The sequence below is a fragment of the Rhodococcus sp. BP22 genome, from assembly GCF_014281965.1.
Classification (GTDB): domain Bacteria; phylum Actinomycetota; class Actinomycetes; order Mycobacteriales; family Mycobacteriaceae; genus Rhodococcoides.
The window spans coordinates 107,007-121,031 of record NZ_JACFTB010000003.1 but is presented as its reverse complement, the minus strand read 5'-3'; the positions used below and the strand labels follow the sequence as shown (position 1 = coordinate 121,031).

At 63.5% G+C, this 14,025-nt stretch carries 15 protein-coding genes; 6 read left to right on the top strand and 9 right to left on the bottom strand.

Annotated features, from left to right (window positions below; all coding sequences use genetic code 11):
* Nucleotides 1-7: 7 nt before the first annotated feature.
* Entirely contained in the window at nt 8-841 is an 834-nt protein-coding gene (locus H2510_RS07875; RefSeq protein ID WP_186627774.1) for an alpha/beta fold hydrolase, read from the bottom strand.
* Nucleotides 842-895: 54 nt separating this feature from the next.
* Nucleotides 896-2,191, bottom strand: a complete 1,296-nt coding sequence (locus H2510_RS07870; RefSeq protein WP_397517333.1) for an ROK family protein — start codon at nt 2,189-2,191, stop codon at nt 896-898.
* Between the two features lie 302 nt (nt 2,192-2,493).
* On the opposite strand from H2510_RS07870, the gene H2510_RS07865 reads away from it, so the two are divergent.
* Entirely contained in the window at nt 2,494-3,249 is a 756-nt protein-coding gene (locus tag H2510_RS07865; protein WP_186627773.1) for an SDR family NAD(P)-dependent oxidoreductase, read from the top strand.
* 24 nt (nt 3,250-3,273) lie between these two features.
* On the opposite strand, the gene H2510_RS07860 is transcribed toward H2510_RS07865, so the two are convergent.
* The 3 genes from H2510_RS07860 to H2510_RS07850 form a co-directional block, all read right to left on the bottom strand.
* The gene (locus tag H2510_RS07860) at nt 3,274-4,512 is read right to left on the bottom strand and encodes an Ig-like domain-containing protein (protein ID WP_397517332.1); all 1,239 of its coding nucleotides are present in this window, start codon (nt 4,510-4,512) and stop codon (nt 3,274-3,276) included.
* Nucleotides 4,513-4,603: 91 nt separating this feature from the next.
* Nucleotides 4,604-6,157 (bottom strand): MBL fold metallo-hydrolase, encoded by a 1,554-nt coding sequence (locus H2510_RS07855; protein ID WP_186627771.1) that lies wholly within the window; start codon nt 6,155-6,157, stop codon nt 4,604-4,606.
* Nucleotides 6,158-6,264: 107 nt separating this feature from the next.
* The gene (locus H2510_RS07850; protein WP_186627770.1) at nt 6,265-7,281 is read right to left on the bottom strand and encodes a UDP-N-acetylmuramate dehydrogenase; all 1,017 of its coding nucleotides are present in this window, start codon (nt 7,279-7,281) and stop codon (nt 6,265-6,267) included.
* A gap of 57 nt (nt 7,282-7,338) precedes the next feature.
* On the opposite strand from H2510_RS07850, the gene H2510_RS07845 reads away from it, so the two are divergent.
* The 3 genes from H2510_RS07845 to H2510_RS07835 all read left to right on the top strand — a co-directional run bounded on the left by H2510_RS07845 (nt 7,339) and on the right by H2510_RS07835 (nt 9,306).
* A complete protein-coding gene (locus H2510_RS07845; protein ID WP_186627769.1) occupies nt 7,339-7,845 on the top strand; it encodes a DUF2505 domain-containing protein in 507 nt (168 codons plus the stop codon).
* Nucleotides 7,846-7,910: 65 nt separating this feature from the next.
* On the top strand, nt 7,911-8,414 hold the full coding sequence (locus tag H2510_RS07840; RefSeq protein ID WP_186627768.1) for a DUF2505 domain-containing protein: 504 nt from the start codon (nt 7,911-7,913) through the stop codon (nt 8,412-8,414).
* 160 nt (nt 8,415-8,574) lie between these two features.
* Nucleotides 8,575-9,306, top strand: coding sequence for a class I SAM-dependent methyltransferase (locus tag H2510_RS07835; protein ID WP_397517344.1), 732 nt, complete (start codon nt 8,575-8,577; stop codon nt 9,304-9,306).
* Nucleotides 9,307-9,316: 10 nt separating this feature from the next.
* On the opposite strand, the gene H2510_RS07830 is transcribed toward H2510_RS07835, so the two are convergent.
* Entirely contained in the window at nt 9,317-9,904 is a 588-nt protein-coding gene (locus H2510_RS07830) for a hypothetical protein (protein ID WP_186627767.1), read from the bottom strand.
* Nucleotides 9,905-10,047: 143 nt separating this feature from the next.
* Here H2510_RS07830 and H2510_RS07825 point away from each other — a divergent pair, with 143 nt between their 5' ends.
* On the top strand, nt 10,048-10,782 hold the full coding sequence (locus H2510_RS07825; RefSeq protein WP_186627766.1) for a DUF2993 domain-containing protein: 735 nt from the start codon (nt 10,048-10,050) through the stop codon (nt 10,780-10,782).
* Between the two features lie 51 nt (nt 10,783-10,833).
* Here H2510_RS07825 and deoC read toward each other — a convergent pair whose 3' ends face one another.
* Nucleotides 10,834-11,484: a deoxyribose-phosphate aldolase gene (deoC, locus tag H2510_RS07820; RefSeq protein WP_186627765.1), complete on the bottom strand. Its 651-nt coding sequence runs from the start codon at nt 11,482-11,484 to the stop codon at nt 10,834-10,836.
* A gap of 159 nt (nt 11,485-11,643) precedes the next feature.
* On the opposite strand from deoC, the gene purU reads away from it, so the two are divergent.
* On the top strand, nt 11,644-12,531 hold the full coding sequence (gene purU / locus H2510_RS07815) for a formyltetrahydrofolate deformylase (protein WP_084346234.1): 888 nt from the start codon (nt 11,644-11,646) through the stop codon (nt 12,529-12,531).
* 12 nt (nt 12,532-12,543) lie between these two features.
* On the opposite strand, the gene H2510_RS07810 is transcribed toward purU, so the two are convergent.
* Nucleotides 12,544-13,569 carry an alpha/beta fold hydrolase gene (locus H2510_RS07810; RefSeq protein ID WP_186627764.1) on the bottom strand — a complete coding sequence of 342 codons (1,026 nt, stop codon included), beginning with the start codon at nt 13,567-13,569 and terminating at the stop codon, nt 12,544-12,546.
* A 134-nt stretch (nt 13,570-13,703) separates the two neighbouring features.
* On the bottom strand, nt 13,704-14,006 hold the full coding sequence (locus H2510_RS07805; protein ID WP_084346235.1) for a DUF2516 family protein: 303 nt from the start codon (nt 14,004-14,006) through the stop codon (nt 13,704-13,706).
* Nucleotides 14,007-14,025: the final 19 nt, after the last annotated feature.

Genomic DNA, 14,025 nt, shown 5'->3' with positions numbered 1-14,025 from the left:
CGGACGTTCACAGACCCTCGATGAACGCCCCGACCTCCGCCACGAAACGAGCGGGGTCGGTGACGAACGGACCGTGGTCGACACCCTCCCAGTACGACTCGGTGACCTGCGGGATCAACGACGCTGCGTGCCGTCCGGACGAGACGTCGACGACCGTATCGGCGGTTCCGTGCAGGACGAGGGCCGGCACCTCGAGGCTGCTCAGGAGAGCATCATGTGAGGCCGTCCGGTCGAACAACGCAGCCCGGACGCGAGGCGGTGTCGCGAGAGTGAGCCCGAATAGTTGCTGCGCCTGCGCGCCCTTCCCCTCGACCGGACCAGTGAGTGCATTACCGAAGCTGCCGAGTGCACGAATGGCGACGCTCGGCACCTCCGACATGGCATCGGGGATCGCCGCGCGCATCGAACTCCCGACCTTTCCGCCGGCTTCCCCGCGGCCGATACCGGTGATCGCGCCCACGAGCACGACGCCCGCTGCCGCCGCGCTCCCGTGCTCGGCGAGGTAGTCGCAGATCACCAGACCACCGTAGGACCAGCCGAGTAGAACTGCATTCGCGTCTATTGCCTCCGCGGTGAGGACTGCGTGGACGTCGCCCGCCCAATTGAGGGGGTCCGCGTACCCGTCGGCAGGCGCGTCCGAGTATCCGTGTCCACGCAGATCCACGGCAATCAACCGGTAGGAGTCGGCCAACCCGTTCAGCACGCCCTCGCCCCAGCACACCGAGGACTGCGCCCAACCGTGCAGCAATACCAACGGTCGAGCGGCAGGATCACCCGAAACTCGATAGACGATGTTGGTGCCGTCGATGCTGGATGCCTGCCGAACCTCGCTCTTTGCCATGGCGCCCATTGTCGCCGAGAGTCGGCCTCGACTCGGCAGCGGCCCAACGCCCGCTCAGGCTGCGGCCCGACGCATGGAGGCGAGCGGATCGGAGTACACCGAACTGAGCGAGACCACTGCTGCCGCGAACTCTTGAACCTTGCCGCCGAAGCCGGTGATGCGAATATCCCTGCGCGGCAACGTCGATGATCGCGAGAACGCCGCTGCGACGTGTGGGATTCCGGCGGGATACTCGGTGAAGGCCTGGCCACCGAGCATGACCCGATCCGGGTTGAAGAGATCACGCAACAACCCGACGGTCTTCCCGAGTGCCTGCGCTCGCTCGGTCAGCACCTCCTGAGCTCCGAGTGATCCATTCTGTGCGAGTTGATGCAACGCCGCGACCGACCGGCGCGGATCGTCCGCCGTCAACACACCTCGCTCGACGGCCGCCGCTACGACGGCTCGATCGCTGACGGTGGCTTCGAGGCATCCGCGACTGCCGCAGAAGCACTGTGCATCCGATCCGGTCGGCACATGCGCGATCGATCCCGGGCCGGTCGACGGAGTGTGGACGCGTCCGTCGATGGTCAGCGCGATTCCGGCGGTTTCCCGGGCGTAGAAGTACAGGCTCGTTCCGGTCGTGACCTCGTCGGTCCGTACCGGCGCCAGCAACAGCTCCGACGCGGCCATGGCTTCGACGTGCCCTGACACGGACACCGGAAGCCCCAGTCCCCCACCGATGATCGTCCCGACCTGAGCGCCTTCCCAACCCAGTCGTGGATGATCGACCGAGCCGGTTGCCGTATCGACGCGACCACCCACTGCAACTCCCACCCAAAGTGGGGTGCGGCGATGCCACCGCGCGGCGAAGGCACCTGCGCTCCGGGTGATGGAGGCAAGTGCAGTCGGCGCCGACGCTGGAGGCGTCGAAATCTCGACAGCGCCGAGAATACGACCACGCAAGTCGCTGATGACGACTTTGGTGGCCACGGCACCGATGTGAATTCCGATGGTGGCGTAGGACTCGTGGTTGATCTCGAACGGTATCCGCGGACGTCCGACGGCACCGGAGGCGGTGAGGTCTGCTCGCTCACGAAGAAGTCCGACACCGAGCAGTGCGGATACTTGACGGTTGACGGTTGCGATGCTCAAGCCTGTTGCACGAGCAGCACTATCACGTGAAATCGGGCCTTCCGTGGAAGCGACACGAAGGACCGATGCAGCAGGGTTGTCCGCGATCCGAAGATCCGGAGCGACCACCTGCACACCTGCCCTCGGCGGTGCGGACGATGCCGCGAGCGTGGGAGTGGATCGAGCGTTGCGCCGCAATGGAATCGGCGTCGTAGTAGGCAAAATGGCGATAGACACAGTGTTCGGTCCTCAGCAATGAACCCGTCTTCGCGAGACAGGTGGTGCATGAAACTCGAGGCAGAAGACGCGCAATATGACGCGATTCAGCCAGGCGAGTGCGGAAACTAGCGGCAGGTTCCGAGACCGGGACAACACAGTTCCCTGGGAAGTGGCAGCCGAGACCCCAGGGCGACGGTCACATAGGTGACCCGCAACGTGAGGGTGAGGCTTGCGGACATGGGGGCAAAATTAGCACTGGACGGCCATTTCACCAATCCCGGGTCCGGTATGCAGGCGAAATCGGCGTCTAGGATCGATGCATGACATTGTCCGAAAACATTTCGCCCGACGCTCGCATTGCCGTCGTCACCGGCGCAAGCTCAGGAATCGGCGAAGCCACTGCTCGCCAGCTCGCCGCCCAGGGATACCACGTCGTCATCGGGGCACGTCGACTCGATCGACTCGAAGCAATTGCCGACGAAATCGGCGGCACCGCACTGGAACTCGATGTGACAGACGAGGATTCGGTGGCCGCATTCACCGCAGTCATCCCCAGGGTTCACGTGCTGATCAACAATGCCGGCGGCGCCAAAGGACTGGCACCTGTCATCGACGCCGACCTCGAGGACTGGCGCTGGATGTGGGAGACCAATGTCCTGGGGACCCTTCGTATCACCAAGGCACTACTGCCCAAGTTGATCGAATCCGGCGACGGGCTCGTGGTGACCATCACCTCGGTTGCAGCCTTCGAGGCGTACGACAACGGGTCGGGATACACCTCGGCCAAGCACGCACAGGCGGTGCTGCATCGCACGCTGCGCGGCGAATTGTTGGGCCGGCCCGTCCGCCTCACCGAGGTCGCGCCGGGTGCCGTCGAGACCGAGTTTTCGCTGGTGCGATTCGATGGCGACGAGGCCAAGGCCGACGCGGTGTACCAGGGAATCACCCCGCTCGTTGCGCAGGACATCGCCGAGGTGATCGGCTTCGTGGCGTCGCGTCCGTCGCATGTGAATCTGGACCAGATCATCATCAAGCCGCGTGATCAAGCGGGTCCAGGGCGCTTTTCGCGCACGTAGCCCTTCCGTAGCCGGGTCCGGTAACTAGTTTGCCGGGACCGGCGCCGGAGTCGCTGCTCCAACGGGCAGCTCGGACATCGACTGCCACGTCGGCCAGTCGATCGCCCAGTCGTACAGGTCGCCATCCGCAGCGGAGAGGTCGATGCGCGTACCCGTGACCTCCACCGGGTCGCCGTACATCGCCGTAGCGAAGTACTGCTGAGCATCGGCGTCCGAGAGGTTGATGCAGCCGTTGGTGACGTTGGATGCGCCCTGAACACCCGTGGTCAGCGGGTTGGCGTGAATGAACTCGCCGTTGTTGGAAATCCGCACTGCCCAGCGTTCGCGCACATTCTCGTAGAACGGCGGGTTCGACATGAGGAAGTCCTCGTGCTTCTCGGTCACCACATGGATACCGCTGCGCGTCACATTGCGTTCCTCGTCGCCCTCGCCGTAGCTGACAGGGATGTCCATGATGGTCTGGCCGTCACGGACGACCTGCATGCGGTGACTGGTGGCATCAGCTTTCACCACCTGACTGCGCCCGACAGTGAAGTCGATGGACACATCGTCAGCGCCGTACGCGCCGTTGCCATAATCCAAGCCGTACAGTTTGGCCTCGACCGATACGGCCGTGCCGGGCGCCCAGTAGTTCGTCGGGCGCCAGTGCACGCGTGAGCCGTTGTCATCGGGGAACCAGGCCCAGGCACCGGGCGTCGGAGGGTTGGTGGTGACCGTCAATGCCTTCTCGACCGCGGCCTTGTTCTCGATCGCCGAATCGAACTGCAGAATGATCGGCGCCGCGATGCCCACCTCTTGGCCGTCACCGATGTTGGTGCTGACCGAGGTACGGCTGTCCGGCTCGACCGTGGTGAAGCTTGCCTCGACTGCGACGGACTTACCGTCGGTGCCGACTGCAGTGCCCGCCCAGCTGTACGTGATGCCGTACCCGAGCGGCTCGGTGACGGCATACGACGTCTTGTCCGGCGCGAGGGCACCCTGAACTACTTTGCCGTCTTCGTTGGTGAGCGTGACCTCGCCCAGCGTCCCGTTCTTCACCGACACCGAAATCGGCGCGATAGGACTGACGTCCTCGGCGCCGTCGGCGGGAGTCGAGGACACCTCGGCGACGGGAGCGGCCTCGGCCGCGGACGCTCCACTGCCGGAGGAGCCCGCGTCGTTACCGCCGATGGTGCAGCCCGAAACCAATGCCGCCAATGCTGCGAAAACCGTGATCAACCACAGCAATCGCGTTCGATTTGTCCGTTCTACCTGCGTATGCACGCTTTCCAACGTACCTGCGGAGATCGCAGTCCGGCCTATCCGAGCCGCCGGTGCGGGCAGATTCACATCGAATTCACTTCGGCCCGAGCCGTCAGTCGAGCTTTCTCGTCCGCAACTCGTGCCCATTCGATGTCAGGCAACGCCCGGTGTCGAGGTTCCAGTCCCACCCATGCAAATTGCAGGTCAGCTTGTTGCCCTCGACGATTCCGAACTTCGACAGATCGGCCTTCAAGTGCGGGCAACGACGCTGGATCTCGTAGCCGTCCTTGACGATGGTCGCGGTGTCGTCGTGTGCTTCGGCGAACCAACCGTCCGCGTACGCAATGCGCTCGTCCGTCAAGCATTTGAAAAATGTGTACAGGAACTCGTTGTATCCGCCGACTCGGCGAGCCCGGAAGCGTGTGGACAGGAAGATCGAGTTGACCCAATCGGGCTCCTCGTCACGCACGGCCGTGCGAACCAGTTCGGGCGCGATCGTGAAGCTGTAGCGGAACCGTTCCTTCGCGATCGGCTCACGCACGATCCGTTTCGGAAAATCGAGTACGACGGTTTCCTCGCCGAGCATCATCGCAACCGGGTAGCCGATGCCGTCGCAGATCTGATCGGACTGAATCATGATCGGTTCGAACAAGGCGCGAAGCGGCTCGAGCAAAAGCTCACCCTCGGCCGGAGCCCACGCAGCTTTCTCCGCGGCGATGACCCCGGCTTGACGCTGGGCATACGCCTCGATGTAGTCGGCCTTTCCGGTGGTGAAGATCGCCTCGACCTCCTCGACCGGAATCGGATGCTCGTGCGCGAGCAGCTCACTGCCCTCGAACGTCGAGGTGGTTCCCGGCATCATCAACAGACCCTTGTCATGGCCGTTGCGACGCATCTGGTCGAGGAAGACCATCTGGTCCGGGAAGATGTTCGACGGATCTTCGTAGACGTCGTTGAGGAACCGCAACTCGTCGTCGAGGAAGCACGGCGGCCCAGCCGACGGGATGACCCAGGTGGCGTCGATCTGCTCGATGTACTGACGCGCACGGTCCATCTGACGCTGACGCTTCTGTTCACCGAACGTTCGCTTCGCGCGCTCGACCATGTCGTAGACCATCGGGTACCAGATTGCGCCGGAGTACTGCAGCATGTGCACGTCCACGTGCCCGAACTGCTCGGTGAGGACATCGAGGTCGACCGGCCGCGCGTCGTTCATGTTGAACGCGACGGTCTTGCCGTCGGACACTACGAGCCCCGAGTCACCGATGGGGCCGTCCGCGGGTGCGCGGAGCGCGATGATCATGATGTCCAGGTCGCCCTTGGGGCCGGACACCGTGTGCTTCACCGACGTCGTGGTCTCGAAGAATTTGTGGAAGCCGAGCTTCTCGAGCTCGTGCCGAAGGTCCGGGACCGGGTAGTCCGGCAACAGCACGGTCGTGTCCTTGTTGACGTGCTCGGCCAGATTCTTCGGGTCGAAGTGATCCTTGTGCAGGTGCGAGACGTAGAGGTAGTCACAATCGCCGAGAACGTCCCAGTCCAGCTGCGAGTTGTCGGGGAAAGGGAACCACGAGGTGAAGTAGGCGGGGTTCACCCACGGATCGCACAGAATGCTGCCGGCATCGGTCTGAATATGAAATCCGGCATGTCCGACGCTTGTGACCTGCAAAGAATTACTCCTCTTTCATGAGTGGTACCCATAGCCTGCACTCCCGCAGCTGCTGCGGATCAGAACTCCCATGTAACTGCTATTCGATGGTATGCCGAGTGAACAGGTCAGTTCAGCGAGCAACCGACCAAATCGCATTCGGGGACGAGTGTGATGCCGAACTCTGCTTCGACTCCGTCGCGAATGTGTGAAGCGAAGGCCATGACATCCGCTGTGCGTGCACCGCCCCGGTTGGTGACGGCCAGCACGTGCTTGGTCGACAGCGAGACGGTCCCTGCACCGAACTCACGGCCGTACCCGTGCGCGAAGCCCGCGTTCTGGATGAGCCATGCAGCGTGCACCTTGATACCCGACGGGTCAGGGTACTGCGGGGCGCGCGCTGCCTTGGCCGGAACCGTGGTCATCACCGGATTGAGAAAAAATGATCCGACACTCCAGGTGTCATGGTCCTCGGCGTCGAGAACCATGCCCTTCTGCCCGCGCAGATCCAGCACTGCTTCACGAACTTCCTTGGCTGCGACCGTGTCGCCGATGCTCACCCCGAGTCGGTCGGCAAGGCCCGCATACCGGACCGGATCCGAGGATTCGGACCGACGAAGCTTCATAGTGGTATCGAGAATGACGTACCGGCTCGAGTGCTTGAACACCGACTGGCGATGTAATCCGAACCCACACCGATCCGGCGTCCAGGTTGCTCTCTCCCCGGTCTCACGGTCGTACACGCTCAAGCTCGCCAACACGTCCGACGTCACCGTGCCGTACGCGCCGACGTTCTGAACGGGCGTCGCACCGGAGAGCCCGGGAATACCCGAGAGCGCTTCGAGTCCGGCCAATCCCTCGTCCAGCGAGGCGGCCACCACCGAATCCCACGGCGTCCCCGCAGCGACCCAGAGCGACTCACCGTCGATCCGCATCCCCGACGTCTCGACCTTGACGACCAGGCCGTCGAAGCCGTCGTCGCCGACAACGAGGTTCGATCCCCCGCCGACGAGTAGCACGGGCGTCCCCGACGCATCAGCATCCTGGACCAGGGCTACAAGCTCGTCACTACTGGCGGCGACGGCGAACTCGCGAGCCGGGCCGCCGACACGCATCGTGGTGAGCTCGGAAATTGCGGTAGGCACGGGAACCCAGGGTACCGGTCTCACATAGTCCTCCGAGCCACCCGGTAACCTCCGCGTATGCCTCGCCCCATCGCGCACAGCGCGTCCGTTCCCGCACCCGTCGACAAGGTGCACGCCGCGCTCGTGTCCGAGCAGTACTGGAAGGACCGCATCGAGGAGATCGGCGGTCCCAGCGCACGCCTGGTCAGCGTGCATGCAATTAACGGGACGATCAGCGTCGTCATGTCCCAATCCATCCCGGAAGAAGAACTGCCCGCTGCCGTCACCGCATTCAAGAAGGGCCCGCTCGTCATCGAGCGCACCGAGTCCTGGGGCCCGATCGGTGGAAACCGCGCCGAGGGCAAGTTCGGTGCCACAGTCGAGGGAGCTCCCGCCGCGGTCTCCGGAACCACGCTGCTCGAAGGAAACGCCGAAGCGTCGACCATGTCGTTGTCCGGCACCACGGAAGTAAAGGTGCCGATCTTCGGCGGCAAGATCGAAGCCATGATCAGCGAGCAGGTCCTCTCGCTCATCGACGACGAGCACGGATTCACAGCGGAATGGATCGCGAAAAATCTGAGCTGACCGGTTATACCGGCGGGTAGGCACCCTGGCCAGGCCCGCCGACGAAGCCGGTACCCTGTTGCACTATGGCTCGCCGCATGAACTACTCAGCCCGGTTCACCCACTCCACCGAGCAGGTGTACGCCGCGTTGTCCAGCCGCGATCACTGGGACGCCCGTATCGAGGAGATGAAGAAGTACTCCCACAACGAGCTGAAAAGTTTCGAGGTCGGAGACGACGGAATCGACATCGTGATGCACCACATCATTCCGCGGACCGAACTGCCGGACATCGCGCAGACGGTCCTCAAAAAGGACATGATCATCACCCGGAACGTGCACTTCGACCCATTCGGCGAAACGACTTCGGGCAAATACGATGCCTCCATCCCGGCCGGCCCCGGCAGCCTGAAAGGTTCCACCTCACTGTTCGCGACCGAAGCCGGATCGACCCTTCGAACCTCCTCGGAAGCCAAAGTCTTCCTGCCGTTCATCGGTAGCAAACTCGAGCAGCTCATGCTGGTCAACCTCATCGACCTGTGGCGCGGTGAAGGCGAAGTGACAGCCGACTGGCTTGCGCAGAACTCCTGACCACCCCAGCCGCTCCGCAGGCTCCACTCCTGCTTTTCCTGGTCGTTCCGCAGGCTCCACTCCTGCCCACTCTGGTCGTTCCGCAAGCTCCACTCCTGCTTTTCATGGTCGTTCCGCAGGCTCCACTCCTGAAGGCGTCATAACCAGAGGCACTACCGGAATCAACCGACTTCGTCGCAGCGATCGGTGGCTCACCCACAGTGTGGCCGTGCGACACACGCTCATCGAGGCACCCGATCCGCTCGTCGTCGATCTCGGCTACGGAGCGCGACCGGACACCACTCTGGAGATGGCCCGTCGGCTACGCACGATCCGGCCCGACCTGCGCGTCACCGGACTCGAAATCGACCCCGCACGCGTGGTGGACTCGGTCGAGGGTGTGAATTTCGCCCGCGGCGGCTTCGAAATGGCAGGACTCCGCCCGAACCTCGTTCGTGCATTCAACGTGCTTCGGCAGTATCCCGAAGAAGCTGTGCCCGAAGCCTGGTCGCGCATTCTGTCCGGACTCGCGCCCGGAGGACTGCTCGTCGACGGCACCTGCGACGAGCTGGGTCGACGCTGTGCATGGGTCCTGCTAGACGCTCACGGACCGATCTCGCTGACCCTGGCATGGGATCCGTTCACCGTGGCCATGCCCTCGGATATCGCCGAACGGTTACCCAAAGTGCTCATTCACCGCAATATCCCAGGCGAACCCATTCACCGACTATTACAGGCCGCAGACCGCGCCTGGTCGACGGCAGCGCCGTTGGCACCGTTCGGCCCTCGGGTGCGGTGGCACGCCGCGCTGAGACAGTTGGCAGGCAACGGAGTGCCGACGGTGCTTCCTCGTCGACGGATGCGGGACAACGTTCTGACTGTGCCATGGGACCTCGTGCGGCCCAACGCCTAGATACAGGCGCCTAGATACAGGCGGAGAGAGCCAATTCGATGCGCTCGGAGACGCGGTCGGATCCAGCAGTAGCTTCCTGATACAACGCTCCTGCGTCGACGCGACCGATGGCAACAGCGTCACCGACGACCTCGTCGAGGGTTATCTGGGAGATTCCGCCTCCCGCGAGGTCGAGGACCGTGCGGATCGGCGTCGTGAGCCGAAAGGTGCCCGTCGACTCGAAGTCGTGCGGTGCGAGCTGGAGCCGATGAACGGCGAGGCGGGTGTCGGTGAGACGAAGATCGGTGAACGCGGATACGTGTACGAACTGCGGATGCAGGTGACCGAATCCGTGTAGTTCCGCCGCGCTCTGATGCGAGATGACGGCGTCGCCGCCGAACCACGCGCACCACATTGCGAACTGTTCGAGGTCGCTGCGCGGCCAATCGCTGAGTCGACAGAGGTTGCGCTCGACTCGCATCCAATCACCGGCGACGAAATTGGCGTGGAGCGCCGAGCGACCGAACCCGAGACCTTCTGCCTGTTCGGTGGTGAAATATCCGTCCTGACTCGCCGCGAGACGACGGAGTTCGGCGTCGCTTCCTTCTATCGTGCTCATGCATTAGACAGTACGTGAAGGTGTGTTGCAGGTCACAAAAACGCGGCGCGGATTGCGTCGACGTTTCACTTCCATACCCTCCGACTCGCCGCATCGGCCAGATTCACAGAGCTCTTTCAGATTCTTCGGGAAGACTGCTCCGAATGACACGAAGCAAAACTCCCTTGATCTTGGTGCTCGTTGCCGTCCTGGTGGTCGCGGCGCTGCTCGGCGGAGAACTGTTCTTCCGTCAGCAGATCAAGTCTTGCCTGGCAGGCCAGCTCGAAAGTGAAATCGGCAGTCAGGTCGACGTCGGCCTCGGTTGGAAGCCGATACTGATCTCGCTGATCGACAAGCAGGTCTCCTCGGTGACCCTGGACAGCAACGACGCACGGTTCGGGCCCGCCGAAGGCATGACAGTGCACGCCGAGGTCAACGACGTGAACTTTCAGCAGAGCGCGGACAGCAACGGCACGATCGGCTCGTCGAGCGCGGACATCGACTGGTCCACGGCAGGCATCGCGTCGACGCTGCAGTCGCAAGGCATCGGCGCACTAGTCACCGGCGTGACGAGCGACGCAAGTGCGGGCACGTTGTCCTTCGCAGTCGGCGGACTCGCAGAGCTGACCGTCAAGCCGGTCGTCGCAGGCGGCAGCGTGGATGTCCAGACCGTCGGCGCGTCGATTCTGGGACTTGGAATCCCAACCGATCTGGTGGACAGCATCGTCGGGGTTCTGTCGGACAGCTTGCAGCAGTACCCGCTCGACATGGCACCGACCTCACTGACCGTCACCGACTCAGGCATCGAACTCACCTTGCAGGGAGATCAGTACACCCTCCCTCCGGTTTCGGCGGACCAGACCCAGCAGACGCCCGAGGGCTGCTCCCTGATCGCCTGACCTGGCGCGCCTTGTGCGTGCCGGAGGGTACGCACAAGGCGTGGGGCAGACTCAGAGACCGTCCAGTACTGCTCGCGTCCCGGACAGACCCAATCGCGTTGCACCTGCTTCGACCATGGCCAGCGCCGCCTCGGTCGTCCGGATACCGCCGCTGGCTTTCACCCCGAGCCTGCCCCCGACGGTGGCTGCCATCAACTTCACTGCCTCGACACTCGCGCCTCCGGCGGGATGGAAGCCGGTGGACGTCTTGACGAAATTGGCGCCCGCCCTCTCCGCCGCCACACAGGTTTCGACGATCGCTTCCTCGGACAGTGCGGCCGATTCGATGATGACCTTCAGGATCGCCGACGGGCCGATGGCTTCACGAACCGTCAGGATGTCGGCGAGCACCGCGTTGTAATCCCCCTCGACCGCTGCACCTATGTCGATCACCATGTCGATTTCGCGGGCACCCTGATCGACTGCCAGTCGCGCTTCCGCCCCCTTGACGAGGGAATGATGCTTGCCGGACGGAAATCCGGCCACGACGGCGGTCACCAGTCCCTCAGCGTGGATGGGCAGCATCGACGGTGAGACGCAGACCGCGAGCACTCCGAGAGCGCGGCCCTCGACGATCAGCGCCTCCACGTCTGCGCGGGTGGCTTCCGGTTTGAGCAGCGTGTGGTCGACCATGCGGGCCAGTTCGGCGCGGGTGAGAGACATGGAGGCAAGCCAACCACAGCCCGACGGCCGAGGAGGACTCGCTTGGGACGAACGCTCCCCAGCGGCTTTTGGAAGGTACTGACCAGCCTCGGCATCGACTCGTGCGCTGCGCGCACACTGGTGGACACTACTGTCCGGACCACCTGAGACAATCGAGAAATGAGCTCCGCTGCTGTCGCCGACGATCGTCGCTACGTCCTGTCACTCGGATGCCCCGACCGCACGGGCATCGTCGCCAAGATCTCGACATTCCTCGCCGACGTCGGTGGCTGGATCGTCGAGGCCGCGTACCACGCTGATCCCGACACCGACTGGTTCTTCACTCGGCAAGCAGTCCGTGCGTCTTCGGTCGATATGAGCATCGACGAATTACGGGCTCGCTTCGAAGCCGTCGCGGCCGAGATCGGCCCGGAAACCGAATGGACACTTCACGATTCGGGCGAACGCAAGCGTGTGGTCATTCTGGTCAGCAAGGAAGCGCACTGCCTGCACGACCTGCTGGGGCGCGCCGCCGGCGGCGAGCTGCCCGCCGAGATCTCCGCAGTGATCGGCAATCACAAGTCTCTCGAGTCGGTTGCGACCGCGCACGGCGTTCGGTTTCACCACGTCGAATTCGCCAAGGACCCCGCTGAGCGCGGCCCTGCTTTCGACGAAGTCCGTGACCTCGTCGACTCGTACGATCCACATGCCGTCGTACTCGCCCGGTTCATGCAGGTACTACCCGAGGAACTGTGCGCTCATTGGTCGGGCCGTGCCCTCAACATCCATCACAGCTTCCTGCCGTCGTTCGTCGGTGCGCGTCCGTATCACCAGGCATTCGCCCGCGGAGTGAAGCTGATCGGGGCAACCTGCCACTACGTGACCGCCGAACTCGACGCGGGCCCGATCCTGGAGCAGGACGTCATCCGCGTCGACCACTCCGACGAAGTCGCGGACATGGTCCGGCAAGGCCGCGACATCGAAAAACTGGTTCTGTCCCGCGGACTGCGCTGGCACCTCGAGGACCGAGTCCTCGTTCACGGCAAGAAGACCGTCGTCTTCAGCTGAGGCCCAGAGTCATCAGAGAAGCCGCAGGCGCAATACCTCTTCGTTGAACTCGTCGATCGCCTCGACGGAGCTCATATGCCCGATCCGCGGTATCTCGATCAGCCTGCTGAGGTGATCGTGGCTCTCCAACGCCTGCGCAAGCTTGCGCGCTTGCACCGGTGGAGTCAGCCGATCCGCGCTACCGACCAGCACACTCGTCGGCACGCTCATGTTGGCCAAAGCCTCGTGAATATCGAGTTCGGTCAGCGCAGCTCCCCAGATGCCGCGCGTCCGAGGTTGGCACTCGAGCACGATCTTTTCGCAGAACGCGACCTCGGCAGGTGTCGCCCCGGGGGCCATCGAGACGTACTTGATGGCCTGTCGCATCACCAGTGACGGCCTAAGTGGCACCGCCGACCCGAGTACGACGCGCGAAAGTGGCAACGGGATTCGACGAAAACGCTCCGGAAGTGGAATGACCGTCGTCTCGCGAACGAGGCTGTCGGTGGCCGTGCTTGCGAGCAGTACCGCGCTGACAAGTCGGTCGACCTGTTTCGGGTAGCGGCCGGCCCACGCCATAACCGACATCCCGCCCATACTGTGCCCGACCAGAACGGCTTTGTTGTCCTCGGTGACGGTGGCGGCCAGGACGTCCGCGAGGTCGTCGGCCAGGACGTCTGGTCCGAGCAACCTGGTGCCGACGTCGCTGCGACCGTGGCCGCGTTGGTCGTAAACGATGACCGAGTAGTTCTCCGCGAACGCGTTGATCTGCGGGATCCAGTAGTCCGCCGAACATGTCCACCCGTGACTGAACACGATCGGTGGACCATCCGGGTCGCCGTACACGCGCACGTGAAGTTCTGCGCCGTCATCGGTGACGACAGGGACGATGCGGGGGACGAATGTCGGCGTCCGCAGTAACGCGTCCGGGGCAGTATCGGTGGTCCTTGTGATCGAAGTGCGAGCCCGTCGCCGCACGAGGTAGACACCGATTCCTGCCGCGGCAGCCAATCCTCCGATGCCGAGGATGGAACCTTCTACAGCTCTACGTGAAACCACGAACCGAACTCCTTCGATATTGGTGACAGGACTGACCGGTACGACGCAGCCGAGAGCTCGAGCGTCGTAACGGATCTGTACGGGTCACACGCGTGCGCCAACGGCCCGGCCGCTGCAGCAACGCCGTGGTGCAGCTACCAGCGCGGTCCGCGCTGAATGCTGTCCACCTTCGGCCGCACGTCGATCAGGTAGACGCACACCGCGACCACACCGATCAGGCCGATGAAGTTGATGGCTCCGAAAACGAAGATGACCAGCAACGCCACGATCAGGATGGCGAGCCACACAGGCTTGGTCAGCTTGTCCACCGCAGTGAAGGCGTCGGGCCGCTGCCTGACAGCGTGGAATACCGCGTAGGCAGCACCGCCCAGCGCGATGAAGCGAAGGATGAGAAGGATCCACGAAGTGAGACTGTCGACGGCTAACACGAGACCCATACTACGCAAAACGCCCCCC

What these genes read in the sequence shown, in the direction of transcription:
- H2510_RS07875 (WP_186627774.1), bottom strand. Translation starts at nt 841, where the DNA reads ATGGCAAAGAGCGAGGTTCGGCAGGCATCCAGCATCGACGGCACCAAC.
- H2510_RS07865 (WP_186627773.1), top strand. Translation starts at nt 2,494, where the DNA reads ATGACATTGTCCGAAAACATTTCGCCCGACGCTCGCATTGCCGTCGTC.
- H2510_RS07845 (WP_186627769.1), top strand. Translation starts at nt 7,339, where the DNA reads ATGCCTCGCCCCATCGCGCACAGCGCGTCCGTTCCCGCACCCGTCGAC.
- H2510_RS07840 (WP_186627768.1), top strand. Translation starts at nt 7,911, where the DNA reads ATGGCTCGCCGCATGAACTACTCAGCCCGGTTCACCCACTCCACCGAG.
- H2510_RS07830 (WP_186627767.1), bottom strand. Translation starts at nt 9,904, where the DNA reads ATGAGCACGATAGAAGGAAGCGACGCCGAACTCCGTCGTCTCGCGGCG.
- H2510_RS07825 (WP_186627766.1), top strand. Translation starts at nt 10,048, where the DNA reads ATGACACGAAGCAAAACTCCCTTGATCTTGGTGCTCGTTGCCGTCCTG.
- deoC (WP_186627765.1), bottom strand. Translation starts at nt 11,484, where the DNA reads ATGTCTCTCACCCGCGCCGAACTGGCCCGCATGGTCGACCACACGCTG.
- purU (WP_084346234.1), top strand. Translation starts at nt 11,644, where the DNA reads ATGAGCTCCGCTGCTGTCGCCGACGATCGTCGCTACGTCCTGTCACTC.
- H2510_RS07805 (WP_084346235.1), bottom strand. Translation starts at nt 14,006, where the DNA reads ATGGGTCTCGTGTTAGCCGTCGACAGTCTCACTTCGTGGATCCTTCTC.